Below are 26,715 nucleotides of genomic sequence, written 5' to 3' on the forward strand. Positions count from 1 at the left end.
ACCTCTCTTCGGAGTGGAATTGATGCATACAAATTGAGTTCTCAAACACTTCAATCAAGTGTTTTGGAAATTCTTCAAGGCGAGTCCACTTCCTTAACCCGGAAGTGAGACAAGTAAACCTAAGCTGGTTGCAATACAGTCCGATGAAAACTCATCCGGGTTGTATGGTTAAGCGACCAAGCGTATACGGTGGATGCCTTGGCAGTCAGAGGCGATGAAGGACGTAGTAACTTGCGAAAAGCGTTGGTGAGCTAGTAACAAGCATTTGAGCCAGCGATGTCCGAATGGGGAAACCCGGCAGCATAAGCTGTCATCAATACGTGAATACATAGCGTATTGAGGCGAACGAGGGGAACTGAAACATCTAAGTACCCTTAGGAAAAGAAATCAACCGAGATTCCCCAAGTAGCGGCGAGCGAACGGGGATTAGCCCTTAAGTCTTTGGGGTGTTAGTGGAATGTGTTGGAAAGCACAGCGGCACAGGGTGATAGCCCCGTACACGTAAACTAACCAGAGATGAAATCGAGTAAGGCGGCACACGTGATATGTTGTCTGAATATGGGGGGACCATCCTCCAAGGCTAAATACTCCTGACTGACCGATAGTGAACCAGTACCGTGAGGGAAAGGCGAAAAGAACCCCTGTGAGGGGAGTGAAATAGAACCTGAAACCGTATACGTACAAGCAGTGGAAGCGGTACTTGAGACCGTGACTGCGTACCTTTTGTATAATGGGTCAGCGACTTACATTTAGTAGCGAGGTTAAGCGAATAGCGGAGCCGTAGGGAAACCGAGTGTTAACTGCGCGTTGAGTTGCTAGGTGTAGACCCGAAACCCGGTGATCTAGCCATGGGCAGGTTGAAGGTTGAGTAACATCAACTGGAGGACCGAACCGACTAATGTTGAAAAATTAGCGGATGACTTGTGGCTGGGGGTGAAAGGCCAATCAAACCGGGAGATATCTGGTTCTCCTCGAAAGCTATTTAGGTAGCGCCTCGGACGAACACCTTTGGGGGTAGAGCACTGTTAAGGCTAGGGGGTCATCCCGACTTACCAACCCTTTGCAAACTCCGAATACCAAAGAGTGCTATCCGGGAGACAGACGGCGGGTGCTAACGTCCGTCGTCAAAAGGGAAACAACCCAGACCGTCAGCTAAGGTCCCAAAGTAATTGCTAAGTGGGAAACGATGTGGGAAGGCTTAGACAGCTAGGATGTTGGCTTAGAAGCAGCCATCATTTAAAGAAAGCGTAATAGCTCACTAGTCGAGTCGGCCTGCGCGGAAGATGTAACGGGGCTAAGCAATTCACCGAAGCTACGGGTACTGATGCTTGCATCAGTGCGGTAGAGGAGCGTTCTGTAAGCCGTTGAAGGCGAAGGGGTAACCCACGCTGGAGGTATCAGAAGTGCGAATGCTGACATGAGTAACGATAAAGGGGGTGAAAAACCCCCTCGCCGAAAGACCAAGGGTTCCTGTCCAACGTTAATCGGGGCAGGGTGAGTCGACCCCTAAGGCGAGGCTGAAAGGCGTAGTCGATGGGAAACGGGTTAATATTCCCGTACTTCTGCTAACTGCGATGGAGAGACGGAGAAGGCTAGGCCGGCGCGGCGTTGGTAGTCCGCGTTTAAGGTAGTAGGTGGTGTGCTTAGGCAAATCCGGGCACACATACACTGAGAGCTGACGACGAGTCCCTACGGGGATGAAGTGGTTGATGCCATGCTTCCAGGAAAATCTTCTAAGCTTCAGGTTAGCAGGAATCGTACCCCAAACCGACACAGGTGGTCGGGTAGAGAATACCAAGGCGCTTGAGAGAACTCGGCTGAAGGAACTAGGCAAAATGGTACCGTAACTTCGGGAGAAGGTACGCTCCTGTTGGTGATGAGACTTGCTCTCTGAGCTGACGGGAGTCGCAGATACCAGGTGGCTGCAACTGTTTATCAAAAACACAGCACTGTGCAAAATCGCAAGATGACGTATACGGTGTGACGCCTGCCCGGTGCCGGAAGGTTAATTGATTGGGTTATCTTCGGAGAAGCTCATGATCGAAGCCCCGGTAAACGGCGGCCGTAACTATAACGGTCCTAAGGTAGCGAAATTCCTTGTCGGGTAAGTTCCGACCTGCACGAATGGCGTAATGATGGCCACGCTGTCTCCAGCCGAGACTCAGTGAAGTTGAAATTGCGGTGAAGATGCCGTATACCCGCGGCTAGACGGAAAGACCCCGTGAACCTTTACTATAGCTTGGCACTGAACATTGACCCTACATGTGTAGGATAGGTGGGAGACTATGAAGATGAGACGCCAGTCTTGTTGGAGTCAACCTTGAAATACCACCCTTGTAGTGTTGATGTTCTAACCTGGGCCCCTAATCGGGGTTAGGGACAGTGCCTGGTGGGTAGTTTGACTGGGGCGGTCTCCTCCCAAAGAGTAACGGAGGAGCACGAAGGTTGGCTAAGTACGGTCGGACATCGTACGGTTAGTGTAATGGCATAAGCCAGCTTAACTGCGAGACAGACACGTCGAGCAGGTGCGAAAGCAGGTCATAGTGATCCGGTGGTTCTGAATGGAAGGGCCATCGCTCAACGGATAAAAGGTACTCCGGGGATAACAGGCTGATACCGCCCAAGAGTTCATATCGACGGCGGTGTTTGGCACCTCGATGTCGGCTCATCACATCCTGGGGCTGAAGTCGGTCCCAAGGGTATGGCTGTTCGCCATTTAAAGTGGTACGCGAGCTGGGTTCAGAACGTCGTGAGACAGTTCGGTCCCTATCTGCCGTGGGCGTTGGATGATTGAGGGGAGCTGCTCCTAGTACGAGAGGACCGGAGTGGACGAACCGCTGGTGTTCGGGTTGTCATGCCAATGGCATTGCCCGGTAGCTACGTTCGGAATCGATAACCGCTGAAAGCATCTAAGCGGGAAGCGAGCCCCAAGATGAGTCATCCCTAGGGCCTAGAGCCCTCTGAAGAGCCGTTCGAGACCAGGACGTTGATAGGCAGGGTGTGTAAGCGTTGCGAGGCGTTGAGCTAACCTGTACTAATGACTCGAGAGGCTTAACCATACAACCCAGATGGGTTTTACGGACTTGAAGAAGTCGATACTTGATTGAAGTTTGAACTCAGGCTCTGAAGAAGAGCACAGCTTTCCAGATTACCAAATATGTCTGGTGACAATAGCATTGTGGTCCCACCTGATCCCATCCCGAACTCAGAAGTGAAACGCAATCGCGCCGATGGTAGTGTGGGGTCTCCCCATGTGAGAGTAGGTCATCGCCAGACGCCCAATTTCTGATTTTTACTTTAGATAAAGTGAAATCAAAGTTGAATTCGCTGATATGGCTCAGTCGGTAGAGCGCATCCTTGGTAAGGATGAGGTCCCCAGTTCGATTCTGGGTATCAGCACCATATTCAGCTGCTAGGCACTAAATAGCAGCAACAAAATTTGTCTGGTGACAATAGCATTGTGGTCCCACCTGATCCCATCCCGAACTCAGAAGTGAAACGCAATCGCGCCGATGGTAGTGTGGGGTCTCCCCATGTGAGAGTAGGTCATCGCCAGACGCCTAATAAAATGAAAAATCCCCAGCACTTTGTGTTGGGGATTTTTCGTTTTAATTGCATTTTGAAATGTCCACTCTCACATGGGGAAGATAAAGAGTCCGAACGCAGTGAGCTTGCTCGAAGCTGGCCATCGCCAGACGGCTAATGCCAATTTGATTAATTATCTTGTTAGATTCATCCAGTCTCTAAAGCACAAAGATTTAACCCGACCGGTATCCTCAATGAAGGTATTCCAGGCTCGGGATACTTGGTCAACAATTTGCTCGTAGCAATCGAATACTCGGTTGGAAAGACAGTGTTGTCTGAGCCATTGCCAAACTTGCTCCATCGGGTTCAGCTCTGGAGAATAGGCGGGTAACTTAATCAAAGTGAGATTTGAGAAAGGCATTGCCGTATCCATAGTATGCCAGCCTGCGCCATCAACGATGACCACTGCATGCCGGTCGCTCTCGGTTGCCAACGATATCAATTCAAGGTGAAGCATCATGGCATCTTTGTTGACCAAGGGCGTAATCAATGCTTCCGTTTTACCGCTACTTGGGCACACTGCCCCAAACAGATACCCATAATCAAATTGCTGCTGTTCGACGACACGGGGACGGCTACCCCGTTTTGCCCAAAGTCTTGTCGTTTGGTTTTGTTGACCAAATCTGGCTTCGTCTTGGAACCACACATCCACACGCTCAGTGGAAGATGACCCGGGATGAGACTGAAATCAAGCGCATGGAGTAAGCGGTACACATTGGCCAAGCTATAGCTCACATGCAGGTCGTTACAGATTTAAACTCTGATATCTTCAGCTATTAAGCGTCCACCGTCCTGCTTGATAGCATTCTTCTCGATAAACTTTTTAAGTTGCTCTAATTGATGAGGAGAGAGTTGATTGGGTCGTCCGGATTTAGGTTTATCAAGCAAACCATCGCGTCCATCAGCCAGGTAATTTGCGACCCAAGCATTAACACTGGTGCGACTCACACCGAGCAGGGCTGTTAATGACATAGTTGTCCGTGCGTATTCTTGATAAATGCAGTCGCCGCAACTGAGCTAATGAATATCCTTTTAGTTTGCCTTTGCAGAGTGGTAGGCATTAATCGTTTATCTCTAGCTATTCACCAATGCTCTAAGTTTCCCCAGGCTGCAAGCAGAGCAATGTGGTTTGTCAGTAGGCGCAGTTATTTATCATCGGCTGTATGAACATGTCGGGTATTCAGAGTCGATGAGCCGCGCAGCTAAAGTTTGGGATTCTGGCTTCGAGGCTATGAACTTGGTGTACTGGATGAGAAAACATTTTAGTAATTATGCAGAATCTCGATTATTTCTGACTGGTTTCATGACTAATAAGGTGTAATGCATGAGTTGAATCTTTCCCCTAAGTACGACTACCAGAATTGTTTATACAAATAGGTTTGTGGATAAGTCTGTGGTTAATTGGTAGGTAAGCTGTGTAGTTGAACGGGGTTTCTACAGTCGACCAATAAATTGAGTTTTTCTTTTAAAAAGCCCTTGCACAAAAGTTTTGGCTCCCTATAATGCGCTCCCACTGACACGGCACAGCGGCAACGCGAAAGACGTGACAGGGTCGAAGAAAACGGCTCTCGAGTCCTTTCAACGACAGGCGAAAAAAGATGGTAAATACCTCTTGACGCCGCAGCAGGAAAGCGTAGAATACGCAGCCCTGACCCGATGGCCACAGCGCCTAAGGGATTGCTCTTTAACAAGATAAACAAGCAAATCTGTGTGGACACTCACAGGCATTGAGAAATCGACAAAACGATTTAACTCGATGAAGAGTGTTCATACGAACAGAATTCATTGAGCAGAACCTTCGGGTTCAACCAAAACTTTAATTGAAGAGTTTGATCATGGCTCAGATTGAACGCTGGCGGCAGGCCTAACACATGCAAGTCGAGCGGTAACATTTCAAAAGCTTGCTTTTGAAGATGACGAGCGGCGGACGGGTGAGTAATGCCTGGGAATTTGCCCATTTGTGGGGGATAACAGTTGGAAACGACTGCTAATACCGCATACGCCCTACGGGGGAAAGCAGGGGACCTTAGGGCCTTGCGCTGATGGATAAGCCCAGGTGGGATTAGCTAGTAGGTGAGGTAAAGGCTCACCTAGGCGACGATCCCTAGCTGGTCTGAGAGGATGATCAGCCACACTGGGACTGAGACACGGCCCAGACTCCTACGGGAGGCAGCAGTGGGGAATATTGCACAATGGGGGAAACCCTGATGCAGCCATGCCGCGTGTGTGAAGAAGGCCTTCGGGTTGTAAAGCACTTTCAGCGAGGAGGAAAGGGTGTAAGTTAATACCTTACATCTGTGACGTTACTCGCAGAAGAAGCACCGGCTAACTCCGTGCCAGCAGCCGCGGTAATACGGAGGGTGCGAGCGTTAATCGGAATTACTGGGCGTAAAGCGTGCGCAGGCGGTTTGTTAAGCGAGATGTGAAAGCCCCGGGCTCAACCTGGGAACCGCATTTCGAACTGGCAAACTAGAGTCTTGTAGAGGGGGGTAGAATTCCAGGTGTAGCGGTGAAATGCGTAGAGATCTGGAGGAATACCGGTGGCGAAGGCGGCCCCCTGGACAAAGACTGACGCTCAGGCACGAAAGCGTGGGGAGCAAACAGGATTAGATACCCTGGTAGTCCACGCCGTAAACGATGTCTACTCGGAGTTTGGTGTCTTGAACACTGGGCTCTCAAGCTAACGCATTAAGTAGACCGCCTGGGGAGTACGGCCGCAAGGTTAAAACTCAAATGAATTGACGGGGGCCCGCACAAGCGGTGGAGCATGTGGTTTAATTCGATGCAACGCGAAGAACCTTACCTACTCTTGACATCCACAGAACTTTTCAGAGATGAATTGGTGCCTTCGGGAACTGTGAGACAGGTGCTGCATGGCTGTCGTCAGCTCGTGTTGTGAAATGTTGGGTTAAGTCCCGCAACGAGCGCAACCCCTATCCTTACTTGCCAGCGGGTAATGCCGGGAACTTTAGGGAGACTGCCGGTGATAAACCGGAGGAAGGTGGGGACGACGTCAAGTCATCATGGCCCTTACGAGTAGGGCTACACACGTGCTACAATGGTCGGTACAGAGGGTTGCGAAGCCGCGAGGTGGAGCTAATCCCATAAAGCTGGTCGTAGTCCGGATTGGAGTCTGCAACTCGACTCCATGAAGTCGGAATCGCTAGTAATCGTGGATCAGAATGCCACGGTGAATACGTTCCCGGGCCTTGTACACACCGCCCGTCACACCATGGGAGTGGGCTGCACCAGAAGTAGATAGCTTAACCTTCGGGAGGGCGTTTACCACGGTGTGGTTCATGACTGGGGTGAAGTCGTAACAAGGTAGCCCTAGGGGAACCTGGGGCTGGATCACCTCCTTACCTAAGCGATAATTGGTGCTTGGTCGGAAATTGCTCCTGCATTTTCGACATTCGGTACATCCGTGTACCTTTTGAGTGTTCACACAGATTGCTTGTTCATAGAGCAGGCCGTTGACCCTAGTAGGTCAATGAGTTCTTTAACAATTTGGAAAGCTGATAGTAGACATCAAAACCTCTCTTCGGAGTGGAATTGATGCATACAAATTGAGTTCTCAAACACTTCAATCAAGTGTTTTGGAAATTCTTCAAGGCGAGTCCACTTCCTTAACCCGGAAGTGAGACAAGTAAACCTAAGCTGGTTGCAATACAGTCCGATGAAAACTCATCCGGGTTGTATGGTTAAGCGACCAAGCGTATACGGTGGATGCCTTGGCAGTCAGAGGCGATGAAGGACGTAGTAACTTGCGAAAAGCGTTGGTGAGCTAGTAACAAGCATTTGAGCCAGCGATGTCCGAATGGGGAAACCCGGCAGCATAAGCTGTCATCAATACGTGAATACATAGCGTATTGAGGCGAACGAGGGGAACTGAAACATCTAAGTACCCTTAGGAAAAGAAATCAACCGAGATTCCCCAAGTAGCGGCGAGCGAACGGGGATTAGCCCTTAAGTCTTTGGGGTGTTAGTGGAATGTGTTGGAAAGCACAGCGGCACAGGGTGATAGCCCCGTACACGTAAACTAACCAGAGATGAAATCGAGTAAGGCGGCACACGTGATATGTTGTCTGAATATGGGGGGACCATCCTCCAAGGCTAAATACTCCTGACTGACCGATAGTGAACCAGTACCGTGAGGGAAAGGCGAAAAGAACCCCTGTGAGGGGAGTGAAATAGAACCTGAAACCGTATACGTACAAGCAGTGGAAGCGGTACTTGAGACCGTGACTGCGTACCTTTTGTATAATGGGTCAGCGACTTACATTTAGTAGCGAGGTTAAGCGAATAGCGGAGCCGTAGGGAAACCGAGTGTTAACTGCGCGTTGAGTTGCTAGGTGTAGACCCGAAACCCGGTGATCTAGCCATGGGCAGGTTGAAGGTTGAGTAACATCAACTGGAGGACCGAACCGACTAATGTTGAAAAATTAGCGGATGACTTGTGGCTGGGGGTGAAAGGCCAATCAAACCGGGAGATATCTGGTTCTCCTCGAAAGCTATTTAGGTAGCGCCTCGGACGAACACCTTTGGGGGTAGAGCACTGTTAAGGCTAGGGGGTCATCCCGACTTACCAACCCTTTGCAAACTCCGAATACCAAAGAGTGCTATCCGGGAGACAGACGGCGGGTGCTAACGTCCGTCGTCAAAAGGGAAACAACCCAGACCGTCAGCTAAGGTCCCAAAGTAATTGCTAAGTGGGAAACGATGTGGGAAGGCTTAGACAGCTAGGATGTTGGCTTAGAAGCAGCCATCATTTAAAGAAAGCGTAATAGCTCACTAGTCGAGTCGGCCTGCGCGGAAGATGTAACGGGGCTAAGCAATTCACCGAAGCTACGGGTACTGATGCTTGCATCAGTGCGGTAGAGGAGCGTTCTGTAAGCCGTTGAAGGCGAAGGGGTAACCCACGCTGGAGGTATCAGAAGTGCGAATGCTGACATGAGTAACGATAAAGGGGGTGAAAAACCCCCTCGCCGAAAGACCAAGGGTTCCTGTCCAACGTTAATCGGGGCAGGGTGAGTCGACCCCTAAGGCGAGGCTGAAAGGCGTAGTCGATGGGAAACGGGTTAATATTCCCGTACTTCTGCTAACTGCGATGGAGAGACGGAGAAGGCTAGGCCGGCGCGGCGTTGGTAGTCCGCGTTTAAGGTAGTAGGTGGTGTGCTTAGGCAAATCCGGGCACACATACACTGAGAGCTGACGACGAGTCCCTACGGGGATGAAGTGGTTGATGCCATGCTTCCAGGAAAATCTTCTAAGCTTCAGGTTAGCAGGAATCGTACCCCAAACCGACACAGGTGGTCGGGTAGAGAATACCAAGGCGCTTGAGAGAACTCGGCTGAAGGAACTAGGCAAAATGGTACCGTAACTTCGGGAGAAGGTACGCTCCTGTTGGTGATGAGACTTGCTCTCTGAGCTGACGGGAGTCGCAGATACCAGGTGGCTGCAACTGTTTATCAAAAACACAGCACTGTGCAAAATCGCAAGATGACGTATACGGTGTGACGCCTGCCCGGTGCCGGAAGGTTAATTGATTGGGTTATCTTCGGAGAAGCTCATGATCGAAGCCCCGGTAAACGGCGGCCGTAACTATAACGGTCCTAAGGTAGCGAAATTCCTTGTCGGGTAAGTTCCGACCTGCACGAATGGCGTAATGATGGCCACGCTGTCTCCAGCCGAGACTCAGTGAAGTTGAAATTGCGGTGAAGATGCCGTATACCCGCGGCTAGACGGAAAGACCCCGTGAACCTTTACTATAGCTTGGCACTGAACATTGACCCTACATGTGTAGGATAGGTGGGAGACTATGAAGATGAGACGCCAGTCTTGTTGGAGTCAACCTTGAAATACCACCCTTGTAGTGTTGATGTTCTAACCTGGGCCCCTAATCGGGGTTAGGGACAGTGCCTGGTGGGTAGTTTGACTGGGGCGGTCTCCTCCCAAAGAGTAACGGAGGAGCACGAAGGTTGGCTAAGTACGGTCGGACATCGTACGGTTAGTGTAATGGCATAAGCCAGCTTAACTGCGAGACAGACACGTCGAGCAGGTGCGAAAGCAGGTCATAGTGATCCGGTGGTTCTGAATGGAAGGGCCATCGCTCAACGGATAAAAGGTACTCCGGGGATAACAGGCTGATACCGCCCAAGAGTTCATATCGACGGCGGTGTTTGGCACCTCGATGTCGGCTCATCACATCCTGGGGCTGAAGTCGGTCCCAAGGGTATGGCTGTTCGCCATTTAAAGTGGTACGCGAGCTGGGTTCAGAACGTCGTGAGACAGTTCGGTCCCTATCTGCCGTGGGCGTTGGATGATTGAGGGGAGCTGCTCCTAGTACGAGAGGACCGGAGTGGACGAACCGCTGGTGTTCGGGTTGTCATGCCAATGGCATTGCCCGGTAGCTACGTTCGGAATCGATAACCGCTGAAAGCATCTAAGCGGGAAGCGAGCCCCAAGATGAGTCATCCCTAGGGCCTAGAGCCCTCTGAAGAGCCGTTCGAGACCAGGACGTTGATAGGCAGGGTGTGTAAGCGTTGCGAGGCGTTGAGCTAACCTGTACTAATGACTCGAGAGGCTTAACCATACAACCCAGATGGGTTTTACGGACTTGAAGAAGTCGATACTTGATTGAAGTTTGAACTCAGGCTCTGAAAAGAGCACAGCCAAGAATACCGGTCGCTTAGCTCAGCCGGGAGAGCACCTCCCTTACAAGGAGGGGGTCACTGGTTCGATCCCAGTAGCGACCACCATATTTCAAAGCAACAGCTTTCTGAATTGAAGAACAAAGGTTAATGACGCAGGTAATTGTTTGGCTGACAAAGCCGTGACGAGCGAGCCGCGCAGTGTACTGAAGTACATGAGCAGCGTAGCGAGGAAACAATACCGTCAGACGGACAATTAACCAGTAAGAATATGTCTGGTGACAATAGCATTGTGGTCCCACCTGATCCCATTCCGAACTCAGAAGTGAAACGCAATCGCGCCGATGGTAGTGTGGGGTCTCCCCATGTGAGAGTAGGTCATCGCCAGACGCCTAACAAACAAAAAAGCCCTAGCTAAATGCTAGGGCTTTTTTGTTTGTCTCGCTTCCAGCGAGCACGACTTAACATGCAGCCCAAAGCTGCTGGCGCAGTGTGTGCCCCTCAGCTCGCAGCCAAGCTGCTTCGCGCTACAGCCATCTATCAAGCTGTGCTTGATGAGCAGATGTCTTTCGCCCCCATGTGAGATGGTGCTGTGGAGATATTGAGAATAGGCGGGTAACTTAATCAAAGTGAGATTTGAGAAAGGCATTGCCGTATCCATAGTATGCCAGCCTGCGCCATCAACGATGACCACTGTTGGGGGGATTTGGGAGAAAGATAGGGATAATAAGAAAGCCAGCTTAGACGGCTGGCTTAGGGGTTAGTTTGAAAACTCTGTAAGGATTTTATCAAGAATCGGTTGGTTGGCATCCGGGAAAGTATATTCCTGGAGTTTATCCAAGTGCACCCATTCGACTTCCTGTCCTTCTACGCCATAGGCATTGCCACTGAATTCAGTGACTAGGTGAATATCCAGTAACACTTGCTTATCTGGATAGTCATAAGACAACAGCATAAAAGGGGTAGAGGCGGCTATGTTAAGCCCGACTTCTTCCGCCAGTTCTCTGGCTAAGGCTTGGGTGACGGTTTCGCCGGTTTCGACTTTACCTCCTGGAAATTCCCATTTTCCTCCCTGGTGCAGATGCCCATGACGCTTGGCCAATAGGATCTGCTCGCCGGATTTAATGATACCGACCGCTACATGTACTCTTTTTGTCATTACTGATCCTTGAAGAAATTACCTTCATCGTAGCCCAGTTCATCCAGCAGTTGCTCATCAAACTCTGGCTTGACCGGGATGGCATGTTTTTCCGAGGCCCAATCACCGAGATCGATGAGTTTACAGCGCTCGCTACAGAAGGGCTTGAATTTGGATTTGGGGGCCCATTCCACCTCTTTTTGACAGGTGGGGCACTTAACTGTGATAGGCATTTTTGTATCTCTTGGGCTAACGGATGGCGCCCATGGTAAAGAGTTTAGCCGCAGGTCGCCAGTAGGAATTTGACGGTTTTGTCGGAATGCTTTTGTTGTTCGAACTGCACAAAATGAATGGCAAAGCGGTTTCTGTGACCACTAATGGTGGGGTAGCAGCCTTGCTCTGCATCCAGCTTGACTCTGACCAGCGACAAGCTTTGTTGGCTGTCGCCTTGGTAAAAGCCGGCATGGGCTACAGCATCACGATATTCACAGCTCATACGGGTAAGTTGCAACAGCAGACTGATGGGCTGTAGTAGGCTGCTGAAGTGACTGGTCCATTGGAGGTACTCCTGACAGCGTTCTTCCCAAGGCTTAGCCAGCCAGAAGTGCAGTTGTGGCAGATCGAAGTTACAGCAAGCACCAGGCATGCTGAATCTTTGTCTGAGCGCCGATATGAATCTGTCTTGCTTAAGCTGACTGCCGGGGCGCTGTGGACGTTGCAGTTCTTCTCTGGCATGGGAGAATTGCTCGAGATAGTACTGGAGTTGCTGCTGGTCTACATCGTCCTGCTGTTGCCAGCTTTGCAGTTGGATTAATTGGCGGTCGATATCTTTGATGACTTCGCTGCGGTAATCACAGCGTTCGGTGAGTTCACAGAGGGAGAATAGTGGGTAGAAGCATCTATGTTGATGATCTTGCTGGAGGTTATTGTCCAATTGACGGGCGAGATATTCCAGACGCAAATAACTGCGGATCTTTTCATTTAACGGCTGTTCGAATATCAGTTCTGTCGTGTTCATGGGTGTATAGGATCTGCCAGCTGTAAGTATTTATTATGCAGCGCCAGTACTTGAGCTTGTAGCGCGGTGATTTCTCCCTGATTGTCAATCACATCATCAGCCTTGTTGAGTCGGCTATTGCGGTCGCTCTGGCTATTGATAATGTTTTGAACCTGTTCCTTAGACACCTTGTCCCGCTCAATAGTTCGCTGTAACTGTAATTTTGGTGAAATATCTACCACCAGAGTGCGATTCACCAGTTTATCCAGGCCATTCTCAAAAAGCAGAGGCACCACCATGATGACATAAGGGGAGTTTGCCGCCTTAACCTGTGCCAACATGCGAGAACGTATCATGGGATGTAACAGGGCATTGAGCCATTCCCTGTCTTCCGGATGATGAAATATCTGTTCCCTCAGCGCCGCTCTATTCAGATTGCCTTCGGGAGTCAGCATCTGAGGGCCAAATTTATCGCCAATTTGCCTGAGGCCATCTGAGTCTTTGGCGACCACCTCTCTGGCAATGATATCGGCATCGACCAGGACGATTCCCTGCTCGGCAAACAGATTGGCGACCGTAGTCTTGCCGCTGCCGATACCGCCGGTGAGCCCTACAATAAATTCGGCCATTTAGAGTGTTCCCAAATACCAGTCGACAATCTGTTGCCCCCACACCAAAGCGACCCAACCTGCGATAGCAATATAAGGGCCAAAGGGGATAGGGTTACCCCGATTAAGGTTCTTGAACAGAATAAGTAAAACGCCTACTAGGGCACCGACCAGAGAAGAGAGCAGAATAATTAGAGGTAACATCTGCCAGCCAAGCCAGGCGCCAAACAATGCCATCAGCTTGAAATCGCCATAGCCCATGCCTTCCTTGCCGGTGAGCAGTTTAAATAGCCAGTAGACCGACCAGAGGCTTAAATAGCCGGCAGTGGCCCCTATGGTGGCATCGGTCAGATTAGTAAAGGTGCCCGAGATATTAACCAGTAAACCAAGCCACAGTAGCGGCAGGGTAATCTGATCCGGCAGCAGCATTTCATCCAGATCTATCCCGCTGAGGGCTATCAATCCAAAGGTGAGAATAGTGGCGTAAACAAACTGCAGTGTCGGGCCAAAATACCAACCGAGAGTGCTGATAAGCAGGGCGGTCAGCAGCTCAAATATCGGGTATCTCGCTGAAATAGCTGTGTTGCAGGAGGCGCATTTACCGCCAAGCAACAAATAGCCGATTATGGGGAGGTTGTGCCAGGGTTTGATATGGGCGCCACACTTGGGGCAGGCAGATTTCGGCAGTAACAGATTGTATTTGGCCGGATAGTTATCTATTGGTGCATTAAGCTTGGCTTCACCCAGCTGTTTGGCGAATTCGGGTTGATATTCCTGCAGGTATTGATTGCATTCCTGCTGCCATTCGCGCTTCATCATTACCGGCAGGCGATGGATTACCACATTGAGAAAGCTGCCTATTACAGAGGCAAACAAAAAACAGAGAACAAGAAAGAGCCACTGGTTGTGGCTCAATACGGCAATAAATTCTGACATGCGATACTAAGCGACCCTAAAACAGTTAAGTGTTGGTTTTATTATTACACTTCGGCGAATAGCCAGCCTTAACCTACCACTTTACCCAAGTTGAAGATAGGTAGATACATGCCGACGATTAGGCCGCCGACTATGGTGCCGATAACTACCATCATAATAGGTTCTATCAAGCTGGAGAGTCCGTCTACGGCATCGTCTACCTGCATCTCATAGATATTGGCGACTTTGTTGAGCATGTTGTCCAATGAGCCGGATTCTTCACCTATCATCACCATCTGGATTAGCATATCGGGGAATAGCTTGGTAGTGCGCATGGCCACGTTCATCTGCATCCCGGCCATCACTTCGGTACGCACATTTAATAGCGCCTTGCGGTAAACATAATTACCGGAGGCGCCGGCGGCAGACTCCAGGCCATCAATCAGCGGCACCCCGGCAGCAAAAGTGGTGGCCAGAGTGCGGGCAAAACGGGCCATGGCACCTTTATGTAAGATATCTCCTATCGCGGGGATCTTAAGCACCATTTCGTCGATACGGTTACGGAAATTTTCTGAATTTCGATGAGCACGGACAAAGAGCCAGGCACTGATAACGATACCAGCCAGAAATAGATACCAGGTACTCTGAAGGCCGCGGCTGATATTGACAATTAATTGGGTAAAGGCAGGCAGTTCGGCGCCGAAGCCTTTAAATATTTCTTCAAATTGAGGTACAACGGCAACAAGCAGCAGCACGGTAACGGCTATGGCAACTACCACCACTGCAGCAGGGTAAAACATGGCTTTCTTAATTTTCGACTTAAGGGCCTCTGACTTTTCCCTGTAGGTGGCGATACGATCAAATACGGCATCCAAGGAACCTGAATGTTCACCGGCGGCAACCAAGTCGACGTAGAGATCATCGAAGTATGCTCTATGGGGGCGAAGAGCATCGGACAGCGGGATGCCGGCTTGGATATCGGCCAATACAGTGCCGAGTAGTACCCGCACCTTGTTTTTTTCATGGCCGCGGGCGATCAATTCAATAGTTGTTACCAAGGGAACCCCGGCAGCCAGCATAGTGGCTATCTGACGGGTGATCACCGCGATATCCATCGGCTTGATCTTTTTATCGCCAAACATAGACGCTGATTTTTTACGTACCGTCTTGGGATTAATCCCCTGGCTTTTAAGAAGGGTTTTTACTTCGGTGATGCTGGTGCCACGCAGTTCGCCGGAGCTGAGTTTGCCGTCGCGATTATTCCCCTTCCAGGTAAAGGTGTGGATCTTGGGTTGGGCTTTGGCGCCTTTATTCTTGGCTTTATTGTTTTTTGCTGTCGCCGTTGCGGTTGCCATAATTGTTCCTTGCAATACGCTTATTTGTTAGCTTGCCTTAATTTTAGTCAGAGTCACAGGCGAATGCTTACTCACTGGCTCTCTGGCGATTATCTATTTGATTAGTCCCAGAGTAATATCGCTTCGGATATCCAATAGGTCTACTAATTCAATCAGTAGCTGGTGACCCGATTTATCTCGGCGATACTGGTGACGCCTTGAATCACTTTTAAAAGACCGGAAAGGCGCAAATCACGCATCCCCTGCTGTTTGGCAGTGGCGGCAATCTGCAGCGAATTACCGCCCTCCATAATGGTTCTGGCGATTTCGTCGGACATCTTCATTACCTCATAGATACCGACCCGGCCCTTATAACCACCGGAGCAGAGATCGCAGCCACAGGGCTTGTAAGGGGTAAAGCCTGCGTCTATCTGCTGCTGAGTGAAGCCCAGTTGCAGCAGTTCATGCTCGGGAATATCTTCCGGTTGGCGGCATTCGGGGCAGAGGCGGCGGGCCAGGCGCTGGGCAATAATCAGGTTGACAGAGCTGGCGATATTATAGCCGGGAACACCCATATTAAGCAGGCGGGTGAGAGTCTCGGCCGATGAGTTGGTATGCAGGGTCGAGAGTACCAAGTGGCCGGTTTGTGCCGCCTTAATGGCGATTTCGGCGGTTTCCAGGTCGCGAATTTCCCCCACCATCACCACATCCGGGTCCTGACGCAAAAAGGAGCGCAGCGCCGAGGCGAAGGTTAGCCCTGCCTTGGGGTTGATATGTACCTGGTTGACCCCTTCCAGGTTGATCTCCACTGGGTCTTCGGCGGTGCTGATATTGCGCTCTTCGGTATTGAGGATATTGAGGCCAGTATAAAGGGAAACGGTTTTACCAGAGCCGGTAGGGCCTGTCACCAGAATCATCCCCTGGGGCCTTGCCAGCATCTCCAGGTAGGCTTGTTTTTGGTCTTCCTCATAGCCGAGTTTTTCGATGCCTAATTGCGCGGAAGACGAGTCGAGGATCCGCATCACTATCTTTTCACCCCAAAGAGTGGGCAGGGTACTGACCCGGAAATCGATACTCTTGTTGCGCGACAGCCTCATCTTGATGCGGCCATCCTGAGGAACGCGGCGCTCGGCGATATCCAATTTGGACATCACCTTCAAGCGGGCTGAGATACGGCCCGAGAGAGAAATGGGGGGCTCAGATACCTCGTGGAGGATGCCATCGATACGGAAACGGATGCGGTAGCGCTTCTCGTAGGGTTCGAAGTGCAGATCCGATGCGCCCTTGCGGATGGCATCGGTCAAAATCTTATTGATATAGATGACGATGGGGGCGTCATCTTTACTTTCACCATCTTCCTGTTGACGTTTGTCGGTGTCGGTGACCTCGATACCTGCGAGGGATTCCTCATCGAGGCCATCGAGATCCAGCGAACTCAAGTCCTCTTCAAGCACTTTTTCCAGTGCTTTACTGAGCTTATCTTCCTCTACCAGTATCGCTTCGGCGTGCAAGCCGGCGCTGAACTGAAAATCTTCCAGGGCGGCAATATTGGTGGGGTCTGAAGTGGCGATATAGAGGCGGTTGCCACGCTTGAATAACGGCAGGCAGCGGTGCTTATCGATCAGCTTTTTATTGAGAAATTCTTCCGGGATACTGTTTAAATCAAACTCATTGAGATCCAGCAGCGGGGTGCCGTATTCTTCATAGCAGAGTTCGGCGATAGTGCGAGCGGATAAAAGATTACTGGCCACCAGAGTGGTGACCAGTGTTTGTTTATTTTTCTGGGAATGTCTTATCGTTTCGGTTAACTGATTTTCCGTCAGTAGACCTTTACGGATAAAAAGAGTCGACAGACCTAGGTGTAAGCCGGATGTTGGCATACTAAACTGTTACAGCCCTGCACCTTCTTGGCACTGAGCAGCTGTTGCCGTGCCATCAGTACCGGCAGCAATTGAGTACTCAAGAGCACCATCAGCACCTATCTTAGCTGTAATTGCACAAGCACCATCAGAATAAACCAAGTCCACGGCATTAGCCTCTGAGACGGTGACATCTGTGATTTTACTATTTGCTTTAATTTCGGCATTTAAAGAAGTGCAGCCAATATTGGTTTGGATACATGCCTGGGCTTTCGATACATAACCAGCGACCCCTTTCATTACAGCACCGCCATGTGAAGTTGCCACATACTCACGGTATGCAGGTAGTGCTACAGCCGCGAGAATACCGATAATGGCTACTACGATCATCAGTTCGATCAGGGTGAAACCCTGAGCGCGTTTGTTAAGTTTGATACCTTTCATTTGCTTTCTCCATCGTTGCCTTCTTGAGCGAATCGGTAACTTAGTCCCTGTTACTCTTATTCCTACCAGCCTGAAACCTGTTCAGTTGTGTTGCTGGCGATTCCAGCTCGGGTGGCTTTATGCCCCAGAGCGTGTTGGATCAGACTCAATCAGTTCAGCAAAACCATTTAAGTTTATCGTATGTCGTTCCGGCAAACCGCACCTCAAGGAACTGAGTATTTACTCAAAGCATGTATTTTACAGTTGTAACTGCGTTATGCCATAAACAAATATCAGTTTGGGTGGTTACCTTGTCGGTGAGGTTGGCCAAAAACGGCCATCTCGCCTGCCATAAAAGTTAGTATAAAGTTACTGAAAATGGAATCCACAATCGGTAAAAAGCAGCGTAAATTTCGGAAAAAAATCAAAAATGTTACTGATCACCAAGTTTTACCGGCAACAGTATTTTGACAGTTACTGAATTAAGTGTCAGGGAAGTGGCGTTGTCAAAAAAACAGGTAATTTTATCATTTGCTTAAATACAATTGTTGCAATTTTGTTTCTTAGTGATTAGGCGGGTTGTGAGCAAGCATTTACCTGTTTGCAACCGGTATCAGGACTGGCCAAGCAGCTGATTAAGAGCATCATTGACTGATGCTTACTGGCATATTGCTGAATAGCTGTTCTAGCTATTTGAATATGATGGTGTTTTGTCGATTATGAGGGGGCCTATCTGGCAAAGCACAGCTTGGTATGACTTCTTGGAGCTTATTGATTGGCGCCAAGTACTTTGCCACGGCTTGCTTCATCTGCAGGTTTAACCGCTATCCGTTGGGCCCTGGCTGGAAAGGCATACCCATAGAAATTCAGGGTATGCCCCGGAGGTTATCAGCCCTTGAGGCGCATGGAGAGATCCATGGCTCGCACATGCTTGGTCAGAGCTCCGACCGAGATATAGTCGACTCCGGTTTGGGCGAAAGCCGCTATGGTTTCCAGCGTGACATCGCCGGAGACTTCGAGTTTGGCACCAAGCCCTTTGGCCTTGAAACCGTTATTGAGTTCAACTGCCTGCAGCATCATAGTCACATCGAAGTTGTCCAACATGACTATGTCGGCGCCGGCTTCCAGTGCCTGAGCCAGTTCTTCCAGATTCTCTACTTCCACTTCCACAGGTTTTTCGGGGCGTAGCTCACGGGCGGCGGAGATGGCATTGGCGATACTGCCACAGGCCATAATATGATTTTCTTTGATCAGGAAGGCATCGAACAAACCGATACGGTGGTTTTTGCCGCCGCCGCAGGTGACGGCATATTTCTGCGCTGTGCGCAGGCCGGGAAGCGTCTTGCGGGTATCGAGCAAGCGGCACTGGGTGCCGACCAGCTTGTCGCAGTAGACTTTGGTCAGGCTGGCTACCCCTGAGAGGGTTTGAATAAAGTTCATCATGGTGCGCTCGCCGGTGAGCAACAGGCGCGCCGGGCCGGAGAGTTCACACAGCAGCTGATTGGGCAGCACAAGGTCGCCATCATCCACATGCCAGTGCAGCGCCACTTCACCTCCGAGCTGATTGAATACCTGCTCGGCCCAGGCCTTACCGCAAAAGACACCTTCTTCGCGGGTAATAAGGGTGGCTTCGGCGTGTTTATCTTCGGGGATCAACAGGGCGGTGATATCGCCCTCGGAGGCCTTCTGGTGGCCAAGGTCTTCGTCCAGTGCCGCTTTGACACTGACCCTGATATCATTTTCGAGCATGATGCGCGTCCTTGATTGACTCGGGATTATTGGGGAAATTTATGCCGCTAGATTAGCATAATAAGGGGCGCTGCTGGTATTGTGTTGGAGGCACAATTGGCCCTGGCTAGGCTCGAAGTTATTTTGAGCCAATGTGACTACAGCCAAGGTGCTGCTGTATGTATGGTTATTCGAGTCAGGAGAGTGAGCATTTGGCGCATAAGCTATGGGTTGAAGGCTGGTATAAAGAGGCTGAGCCTAGCCCTTCACCTCACTTTAATCACAGGCCCAATGGCGAGGTGAGCCTTTTGGTAATCCATAATATCAGTCTGCCGGCCGGCCGCTTTGGTTTGCCTTATATAGAGCAGCTATTTTTGGGTACTCTGGACATTGAGGCCGATGCCAGTTTCGCCGGGCTGAAAGGACTGGAAGTTTCGGCACATTTTCTGATTCGCCGTGATGGTGAGTTGCGCCAATTTGTTTCTGTGGATCAGCGCGCCTGGCACGCCGGGGTATCGAACTTTGAAGGTCGCAGCGGCTGCAATGATTTTGCCGTTGGTATAGAGCTGGAGGGCACAGATGATTCCGGCTTTACCGAAGAGCAGTATCATAAACTTATTACCCTGACCCAGAGTTTGCAGCAGGCTTACCCGGATATCACCAAAGAGAGAATAGTGGGTCACAGCGATATCGCGCCGGGGCGCAAGACAGACCCAGGCCCGGGATTTGATTGGCAAAGATATTTACAGGCGTTGTGACTGGTGTAGCTCTGTTATGGCCGCAGGCCTCAAGATAGCAAGGAGAAGAAAAGATGGCACTGTTTTCCCTGTTGGTCGCAATTATTGTTGAACGTTTGAAGCTCTTGCCTGCCCGCTGGCAGTTGGACAGCGGGCTGCGCTGGTATCAAAAGCAGATGTTTACCGACAGCCAGTTGGGTACTGTGGGCGGTATGATACTGGCGCTGCTATTGCCTGCCGTGACAGTGGCAGTGGCACTATGGGTAGTGAATGGATGGTTCTGGGGTTTGCCTTCGCTGCTGTTGTGGGTGGCGCTGGCGGTAGTGTGTTTTTCCCATCAGTATCAAAGACGCCTGTTTAAGCGTTATGTGCAGGCTGCCTGCCGTGGTGATGTGCAGGCCAGTTTTCATTTTGCCGGTGAGCTGGATTGCAGTGAGTGCCTTGATGCGGTCAGCGAGCGTGAGCTGGGCAGTCGGGTGGGGCAGAGCGTAGCCTGGCTCAACTATCGTTATTATGGCGCCGTCGCGTTGTTCCTTATCTTGTTTGGCCCTGTAGGCGCCGTGTTTTATTGCAGCGTGCGTTTTTTTGATGAAAGGCGTCAGCGCCTTGGCAAAGAGTGGCCCGTGGTACATACCCTGCTGTATTGGCTCGACTGGTTGCCGGCACGGATAATAGGCTTTGGCTATGTGCTGTGCGGCCATTTCAGCAATGCTTTTCCCCGTTGGTGCCAACTGGCGTTGAGTCTGGACTCTAAGCCGAGAGAAATAGTGACAGAAGTGGCTCTTGCCGCCGAAACCCTGCCGGAAGATGAAGATGTGCCGGTTTCAGTACAATCTACCTTGGCACTGCTGGCTCTCAGTAAGCGCAACTCGACCTTGCTGATCACTATTTTGTCGCTGTTGACCATCTTTGGTCTGGTCAGTTAAGCAAGCGCTGAACCGGCTTGGGCGCTTTGATGGGTTAACCGCTGCAGGGAAGGTGAGTTTGTTGCAACTTTCCTAGGTTGAGCAGCGGTGAAGGAATAGGCTGGTTGAGGCTTGTTAATTGGTCTGACCCCAGAAGAAAAAATATAGGCTATGCTCACACATCGTGAGTTGACTTGATGCAGATCACTAACTGGACTTTAAAAGTGTGATTTGATAAAGTGCGCTCACTCGTAGAAATTGGTAAGACCAATTTACAATAGGAGCTGAGGGCCAGATGGCTTATAGCAAAATCAGTCAGCCAAAGATTTCTGACGTCATCATGAATCAGTTGGAACAGATGATCCTTGAAGGCAGCCTACAGCCGGGTCAGAAGTTACCTCCTGAGCGCGAGTTGGCGTTGCAATTTGAAGTCTCCCGCCCCTCACTGCGGGAAGCGATTCAAAAGCTGGAAGCCAAAGGATTACTGCTGCGCCGTCAGGGCGGTGGTACCTACGTCAAAGAACAGTTATGGCAGAGTCTTGCCGATCCCATAGTCGAACTTATGCAGGGTGATCCGGAGAGTCAATACGACTTGCTGGAGTTCCGTCATGCCACCGAAGGCATGATGGCCTATTTTGCCGCCCTGCGCGGAACAGACGCCGATATGCAGAATATCAAGCGGATGATCCAGGAAGTGGAAGACGCCGAGGGTATCGAAGCGCAAGCCGCTGCCATTGTGCATTTTTACCGGGCAGTGGCCGAGGCATCACACAATGTTGCCATGCTGCATCTGGTACTGAGTTTAACTCCTGTGCTGCATCAAAATGTGGCGCAAAACCTGGAGCTTCTGAGCCGTCGCGAAGAAGCTTCTTCCATGGCAAATGAACATAGGCGGGCCCTGTTGGCCGCAATTGTTCGCCGCGATCCCGAAGCCGCGCGTGAAGCATCCAATGACCACTTGAGTTATATCGAGGAAGTCATGTTGTCGGTACGGGAAGAAGATAGCCGGTTGCAGCGTAGCCTGCGCCGTTTGAAGAGCGGCGTGTAGCCCAGGGGCGGCCCAGTGCCCACCTTAGGACGTCGTAATCACTATTAATACAATGTATAGAAGGACAGTGTCATGTCTGAAAATATGCTACAAGACTTGGATCCGTTAGAGACACAGGAATGGGTAGAATCCCTGCAGGCCGTATTGGAGCAGGAAGGTCCCGAACGTGCTCATTACCTGTTGGAAAAGCTGATCGAAAAGGCTCGCCGTAACGGTACTCACCTGCCTTACACTGCCACTACTGCTTACCTGAATACCATTCCTGCCGGGCAAGAACCCCATATGCCGGGCAATCAGGAGATGGAACGTCGCATTCGCGCCATTGTGCGTTGGAACGCGTTGGCCATGGTACTGCGTGGTTCCAAGAAAGATCTGGAGCTTGGTGGTCATATTTCCAGTTTCTCATCCAGTGCCACTATCTATGATGTGTGCTTTAACCACTTCTTCCGTGCTCCCAACGAGAAAGATGGCGGCGACCTGGTTTACTTCCAGGGCCACATTGCCCCCGGCATCTATGCCCGCTCTTTCCTCGAAGGTCGTCTGAGCGAAGAACAGCTGGCCAACTTCCGTCAGGAAGTGGATGGCAAAGGCCTGTCCTCCTATCCGCATCCCAAGCTGATGCCTGACTACTGGCAGTTCCCTACGGTTTCCATGGGGCTGGGTCCTATCCAGGCCATCTATCAGGCGCGCTTCCTCAAGTACCTGACTGACCGTGGCATTAAGGATTGCTCCGAGCAAACAGTATATTGCTTCCTGGGCGATGGCGAGTGTGACGAGCCGGAAGCGCTGGGTGCCATCGGCCTGGCCGCTCGTGAAGAGCTGGATAACCTGGTGTTTATCGTTAACTGTAACTTGCAGCGTCTCGACGGCCCTGTGCGCGGTAACGGCAAGATCATCCAGGAGCTGGAAGGTGAATTCCGCGGCGCTGGTTGGGAAGTGGTCAAGGTTATCTGGGGTCGTTACTGGGATCCATTGCTGGCCCGTGACACCAGCGGCAAGCTGCTGCAACTGATGAACGAAACTGTTGACGGTGAATACCAGAACTGTAAAGCCAAAGGCGGAGCTTGGACCCGTGAACACTTCTTCGGTAAGTATCCTGAAACTGCCGAGATGGTAGCCAATATGTCAGACGATGACATCTGGCGCCTGAACCGCGGTGGCCACGATCCGGTGAAAATTTACGCCGCACTCGATAAAGCCAAGAAGACCAAGGGTCGCCCAACCGTGATCCTGGCCAAGACAGTCAAGGGCTATGGTCTGGGTGATGCCGGTGAAGGCAAGAACATTGCCCACAACGTCAAGAAGATGGATATTGAAGCCATTCGTCACTTCCGTGACCGCTTCAACATTCCAATCCCTGACGACAAGCTGGAAGAGATCCCCTTCTACCATCCTGGACCGGATTCCGAAGAGGTCAAATACCTCAAGGAACGCCGTGAGGCCCTGATGGGTTATCTGCCTGCCCGTCGGCAGAAGTTCAGCGAAGAGCTGCAAGTGCCTTCACTGAAGATTTTCGATGCGATTCTCAAAGGCTCCAACGGCCGTGAGATCTCTTCTACCATGGCCTTTGTGCGGGTATTGACCGCCTTGCTGAAAGACAAGGGCATAGGTAAGAAGATAGTACCTATCATCCCGGATGAGGCCCGTACCTTTGGTATGGAAGGTCTGTTCCGTCAAGTGGGTATTTACGCTCACGAAGGCCAGAAATATGTGCCTCAGGATGCGGATCAGGTTGCTTACTATCGTGAAGACAAGTCCGGTCAGGTACTGCAGGAAGGGATTAACGAGCTGGGCGCCATGTCCTCTTGGGTATCGGCTGCGACCAGCTACTCGGTCAATGATACGCCGATGATCCCTTTCTATATCTATTACTCCATGTTCGGTTTCCAGCGGATCGGCGATCTGGCCTGGGCCGCCGGCGACATGCGCGCCCGTGGCTTCCTGGTAGGTGGTACTTCCGGCCGGACTACACTGAACGGCGAAGGCTTGCAGCACCAGGATGGTCACAGCCACATTCTGGCCAACACCATTCCTAACTGCATCAGCTATGACCCAACCTATGGTTATGAGATTGCCGTTATCGTTCAGGATGGTATTCGCCGCATGTATGGTGAAGATCAGGAAGATATCTTCTACTACCTGACCACAATGAACGAGAACTATGTTCAGCCTGAAATGCCACAAGGCGTGGAAGAGGGCATAGTCAAGGGTATCTACAAGTTGGAAAGCGTTGCCGGTTCCGGCAAAGGCAAAGTCCAGCTGATGGGTTGCGGCACTATCCTCGAGCAAGTGCGCAAGGCGGCACAGGCGCTGGCGAAAGACTTCGGTATCAGCACCGATGTGTTCAGCGTTACCAGCTTCAACGAACTGGCGCGTGATGGCCAGGCGGTTGAGCGCTGGAACATGCTGCACCCAACAGAAACCGCCAAGGTGCCTTATGTGAGCACAGTGCTGGCCAAAGATGCGCCTGCCATTGTGGCGACCGATTACATGAAGATCTACGGCGAGCAGCTGCGCGCTTATGTGCCTTGTGACTACAAGGTGCTGGGTACCGACGGTTTCGGCCGCTCTGACAGCCGTGCCAACCTGCGTCACCACTTCGAAGTGGATGCCAAGTTCATCGTGGTTGCTGCGCTCAAGTCGCTGGTGGACCGTAACGAGCTGCCGGTAGATGTTCTGGCCAAGACCATTGCCGAATACGGCATCGACGCCGACAAGATCGACCCACAGCACGCGTAAGAGGGGAAGCAGAATGGCTGATATGAAACAAGTACTGGTTCCCGATATTGGCGGGGACGAGGTACAGGTTATTGAGATCTGTGCCAATGTGGGTGACAGCCTGGCGGCTGAAGACTCCATTATTACCGTTGAAAGCGACAAGGCGACCATGGATATTCCTGCGCCATTCGCCGGTGTGCTCAAAGAGCTGAAAGTGGCCGTTGGCGACAGCGTGTCTGAAGGCACATTGATAGCCTTGATGGCTGCCGAAGGCGCAGAAGCTGCACCTGTTGCAGAAGCGCCCAAGGCAGAAGCTGCGCCTGCCCCGGCAGCGGCTCCCGCTCCAGCACAGGCGGCGCCGGCCGCTGCAGCCGGCGGCAGCCAGGTCATCGAAGTGACAGTGCCGGATATTGGCGATGCCGCAGATGTCGATGTTATTGAGGTGCTGGTGAGCGAAGGTGAGGCTATCGAAGCCGATGCCGGGTTGATCACGCTGGAAACCGATAAGGCGACCATGGATGTACCTTCGCCTCAGGCGGGTACAGTCAAGTCACTGAAAGTGAAGGTTGGCGACAAGGTTTCGCAGGGCTCTTTGGTATTGCTGCTGGAAGTTGGCGCCTCTGCCGAAGCACCGCAAGCACCGCAAGCAACGGCTTCTGAAGCCGCACAGCCAGCGGCCGCTCAGTCAGCTGCGCCTGCCACAGTTGAAGTGAAAGAGATTGCGGTTCCCGATATCGGTGATGCTGCCGATGTGGACGTTATCGAAGTGCTGGTGGCGGTAGGTGATGAGATCAGTGCCGATCAAGGGCTGATCACGCTGGAAACCGACAAGGCAACCATGGAAGTGCCGGCGCCCTTCGGTGGCAAGCTGGTTTCTCTGACCGTCAAAGTGGGTGACAAGGTGTCTCAGGGCAGCGTGATTGCCACGGTTGAGACCCAAGGCGCCGCGGTGGCTTCTGTTGCTGCACCGGCAGAAGCTCCTGCTCAGGCAGAGGTAGCAGCTCCGGCTCCGGCGGCCGCGCCTGCAGCGCAGAGTCGTCCACCTGTGCCGCATCATCCGAGTGCGGGTGCCCAGCCTAACACAGGTGCGGTACACGCTTCTCCGGCGGTACGTCGCCTGGCCCGAGAGTTCGGTGTTGACCTGACTCAGGTGAAAGGTACAGGTCGCAAGGGCCGTATCCTCAAAGAGGATGTGCAGGCCTATGTGAAATATGAGCTGTCACGGCCCAAGGCTACGGCGGCGACCTCAGTCGGCGGCGGCAGTGGTCTGCAGGTTATCGATGCACCTAAGGTGGACTTCAGCAAGTTCGGTGAAGTGGAAGAAGTACCACTGACTCGGATCCAGAAGATCTCCGGCCCTAACCTGCACCGCAACTGGGTGACCATTCCCCATGTGACTCAGTTCGATGAGGCTGATATCACAGAGATGGAAGCTTTCCGTAAGCAGCAGAACGAACTGGCTGCCAAGCAGAAGCTGAATGTGAAGATCACTCCGCTGGTGTTCATGATGAAGGCGGTTGCCAAGACGCTGCAGCAGTTCCCGGTATTCAATTCCAGCCTGAGCCCGGACGGTGAATCGCTGATCCGCAAGAAGTACTTCCACATCGGGGTGGCGGTCGATACGCCAAACGGTTTGGTTGTGCCTGTGGTGCGTGATGTGGACAAGAAAGGCATTATCGAGCTCAGCCGCGAGCTGACCGAAATTTCGATCAAGGCCCGCGACGGCAAGCTCAAGGCAGCCGACATGCAAGGCAGCTGCTTCACTATCTCCAGCCTGGGTGGTATCGGCGGTACCGCGTTTACGCCTATCGTCAACTATCCGGATGTGGCGATTCTCGGGGTGTCCAAGTCTGAGATCAAGCCCAAGTGGAACGGCAAAGAGTTTGAGCCAAGGCTGATGTTGCCACTGTCACTGTCTTATGATCACCGGGTGATCGACGGGGCCCTGGCGGCGCGCTTCAGCGTCACTCTGTCAGGTATCTTGTCCGATATTCGTACAATGATCCTCTAACACAACAGGCTGCCCCTCGGGGCGGCCTTTTGTTTATTGTGATCAGTGTCAAACACGGG

General features: G+C 51.5%; 16 protein-coding genes, 2 tRNA genes and 6 rRNA genes. 13 read left to right on the forward strand and 11 right to left on the reverse strand.

Features of this window, described 5'->3' with window-relative positions:
• Positions 1 to 166: 166 nt before the first annotated feature.
• From E1N14_RS02115 to rrf (E1N14_RS02130), 4 genes are all read left to right on the forward strand, one after another.
• A 23S ribosomal RNA gene (locus E1N14_RS02115) occupies positions 167 to 3,059 on the forward strand.
• A 101-nt stretch (positions 3,060 to 3,160) separates the two neighbouring features.
• Positions 3,161 to 3,276, forward strand: a 5S ribosomal RNA gene (rrf, locus tag E1N14_RS02120).
• A gap of 50 nt (positions 3,277 to 3,326) precedes the next feature.
• Positions 3,327 to 3,402 (forward strand) — tRNA-Thr (locus tag E1N14_RS02125).
• Between the two features lie 40 nt (positions 3,403 to 3,442).
• A 5S ribosomal RNA gene (gene rrf / locus E1N14_RS02130) occupies positions 3,443 to 3,558 on the forward strand.
• A 160-nt stretch (positions 3,559 to 3,718) separates the two neighbouring features.
• Here rrf (E1N14_RS02130) and E1N14_RS02135 read toward each other — a convergent pair.
• Together E1N14_RS02135 and E1N14_RS02140 are read right to left on the reverse strand one after the other, a co-directional pair.
• Positions 3,719 to 4,237 (reverse strand): IS630 family transposase, encoded by a 519-nt coding sequence (locus E1N14_RS02135; protein WP_037437727.1) that lies wholly within the window; start codon positions 4,235 to 4,237, stop codon positions 3,719 to 3,721.
• A gap of 101 nt (positions 4,238 to 4,338) precedes the next feature.
• On the reverse strand, positions 4,339 to 4,557 hold the full coding sequence (locus E1N14_RS02140) for a helix-turn-helix domain-containing protein (RefSeq protein WP_051472875.1): 219 nt from the start codon (positions 4,555 to 4,557) through the stop codon (positions 4,339 to 4,341).
• An 845-nt stretch (positions 4,558 to 5,402) separates the two neighbouring features.
• Between E1N14_RS02140 and E1N14_RS02145 the strand changes: the two genes are divergently transcribed.
• The 4 genes from E1N14_RS02145 (at position 5,403) to rrf (E1N14_RS02160) (ending at position 10,625) form a co-directional block, all read left to right on the forward strand.
• Positions 5,403 to 6,947, forward strand: a 16S ribosomal RNA gene (locus E1N14_RS02145).
• Positions 6,948 to 7,284: 337 nt separating this feature from the next.
• Positions 7,285 to 10,177, forward strand: a 23S ribosomal RNA gene (locus E1N14_RS02150).
• A gap of 90 nt (positions 10,178 to 10,267) precedes the next feature.
• Positions 10,268 to 10,343 (forward strand) — tRNA-Val (locus tag E1N14_RS02155).
• A 166-nt stretch (positions 10,344 to 10,509) separates the two neighbouring features.
• Positions 10,510 to 10,625, forward strand: a 5S ribosomal RNA gene (gene rrf / locus E1N14_RS02160).
• Together the 16S, 23S and 5S rRNA genes with 2 tRNA genes alongside form the textbook arrangement of a ribosomal RNA operon.
• A 370-nt stretch (positions 10,626 to 10,995) precedes the next feature.
• Here the strand turns inward: rrf (E1N14_RS02160) and mutT are convergent.
• The 9 genes from mutT to nadC all read right to left on the reverse strand — a co-directional run bounded on the left by mutT (position 10,996) and on the right by nadC (position 19,258).
• Positions 10,996 to 11,394 (reverse strand): 8-oxo-dGTP diphosphatase MutT, encoded by a 399-nt coding sequence (gene mutT / locus E1N14_RS02165; RefSeq protein ID WP_025012058.1) that lies wholly within the window; start codon positions 11,392 to 11,394, stop codon positions 10,996 to 10,998.
• Positions 11,394 to 11,606 (reverse strand): DNA gyrase inhibitor YacG, encoded by a 213-nt coding sequence (yacG, locus tag E1N14_RS02170; protein ID WP_025012057.1) that lies wholly within the window; start codon positions 11,604 to 11,606, stop codon positions 11,394 to 11,396. The genes mutT and yacG overlap by 1 nt, the downstream gene beginning before the upstream one ends.
• A gap of 44 nt (positions 11,607 to 11,650) precedes the next feature.
• Positions 11,651 to 12,391, reverse strand: a complete 741-nt coding sequence (zapD, locus tag E1N14_RS02175; protein ID WP_028779562.1) for a cell division protein ZapD — start codon at positions 12,389 to 12,391, stop codon at positions 11,651 to 11,653.
• Positions 12,388 to 12,999 carry a dephospho-CoA kinase gene (coaE, locus tag E1N14_RS02180; RefSeq protein WP_025012056.1) on the reverse strand — a complete coding sequence of 204 codons (612 nt, stop codon included), beginning with the start codon at positions 12,997 to 12,999 and terminating at the stop codon, positions 12,388 to 12,390. Before coaE ends, zapD begins: the two co-directional genes overlap by 4 nt.
• The gene (locus E1N14_RS02185; protein ID WP_062793712.1) at positions 13,000 to 13,914 is read right to left on the reverse strand and encodes a prepilin peptidase; all 915 of its coding nucleotides are present in this window, start codon (positions 13,912 to 13,914) and stop codon (positions 13,000 to 13,002) included.
• Positions 13,915 to 13,982: 68 nt separating this feature from the next.
• Positions 13,983 to 15,248, reverse strand: a complete 1,266-nt coding sequence (locus E1N14_RS02190; RefSeq protein ID WP_025012055.1) for a type II secretion system F family protein — start codon at positions 15,246 to 15,248, stop codon at positions 13,983 to 13,985.
• Positions 15,249 to 15,400: 152 nt separating this feature from the next.
• Positions 15,401 to 17,107 carry a type IV-A pilus assembly ATPase PilB gene (gene pilB, locus E1N14_RS02195; protein WP_025012054.1) on the reverse strand — a complete coding sequence of 569 codons (1,707 nt, stop codon included), beginning with the start codon at positions 17,105 to 17,107 and terminating at the stop codon, positions 15,401 to 15,403.
• A gap of 9 nt (positions 17,108 to 17,116) precedes the next feature.
• Complete coding sequence (locus tag E1N14_RS02200) at positions 17,117 to 17,530, reverse strand: pilin (RefSeq protein WP_025012053.1); 414 nt, start codon at positions 17,528 to 17,530, stop codon at positions 17,117 to 17,119.
• 867 nt (positions 17,531 to 18,397) lie between these two features.
• The gene (nadC, locus tag E1N14_RS02205; RefSeq protein ID WP_025012052.1) at positions 18,398 to 19,258 is read right to left on the reverse strand and encodes a carboxylating nicotinate-nucleotide diphosphorylase; all 861 of its coding nucleotides are present in this window, start codon (positions 19,256 to 19,258) and stop codon (positions 18,398 to 18,400) included.
• A gap of 158 nt (positions 19,259 to 19,416) precedes the next feature.
• Here nadC and ampD point away from each other — a divergent pair, with 158 nt between their 5' ends.
• From ampD to aceF, 5 genes are all read left to right on the forward strand, one after another.
• Complete coding sequence (gene ampD / locus E1N14_RS02210; protein ID WP_051547208.1) at positions 19,417 to 19,995, forward strand: 1,6-anhydro-N-acetylmuramyl-L-alanine amidase AmpD; 579 nt, start codon at positions 19,417 to 19,419, stop codon at positions 19,993 to 19,995.
• A 53-nt stretch (positions 19,996 to 20,048) separates the two neighbouring features.
• Positions 20,049 to 20,900 carry a beta-lactamase regulator AmpE gene (ampE, locus tag E1N14_RS02215; protein ID WP_025012050.1) on the forward strand — a complete coding sequence of 284 codons (852 nt, stop codon included), beginning with the start codon at positions 20,049 to 20,051 and terminating at the stop codon, positions 20,898 to 20,900.
• Positions 20,901 to 21,174: 274 nt separating this feature from the next.
• Positions 21,175 to 21,927 carry a pyruvate dehydrogenase complex transcriptional repressor PdhR gene (gene pdhR, locus E1N14_RS02220; RefSeq protein ID WP_025886793.1) on the forward strand — a complete coding sequence of 251 codons (753 nt, stop codon included), beginning with the start codon at positions 21,175 to 21,177 and terminating at the stop codon, positions 21,925 to 21,927.
• Positions 21,928 to 21,999: 72 nt separating this feature from the next.
• Positions 22,000 to 24,666, forward strand: a complete 2,667-nt coding sequence (gene aceE, locus E1N14_RS02225; protein ID WP_044733568.1) for a pyruvate dehydrogenase (acetyl-transferring), homodimeric type — start codon at positions 22,000 to 22,002, stop codon at positions 24,664 to 24,666.
• Positions 24,667 to 24,679: 13 nt separating this feature from the next.
• Entirely contained in the window at positions 24,680 to 26,656 is a 1,977-nt protein-coding gene (gene aceF, locus E1N14_RS02230; protein WP_062793713.1) for a dihydrolipoyllysine-residue acetyltransferase, read from the forward strand.
• Positions 26,657 to 26,715 lie beyond the last annotated feature (59 nt).

It is taken from the genome of Shewanella algae (assembly GCF_009183365.2).
In the GTDB taxonomy this organism is placed as follows: Bacteria; Pseudomonadota; Gammaproteobacteria; order Enterobacterales; family Shewanellaceae; genus Shewanella; species Shewanella algae.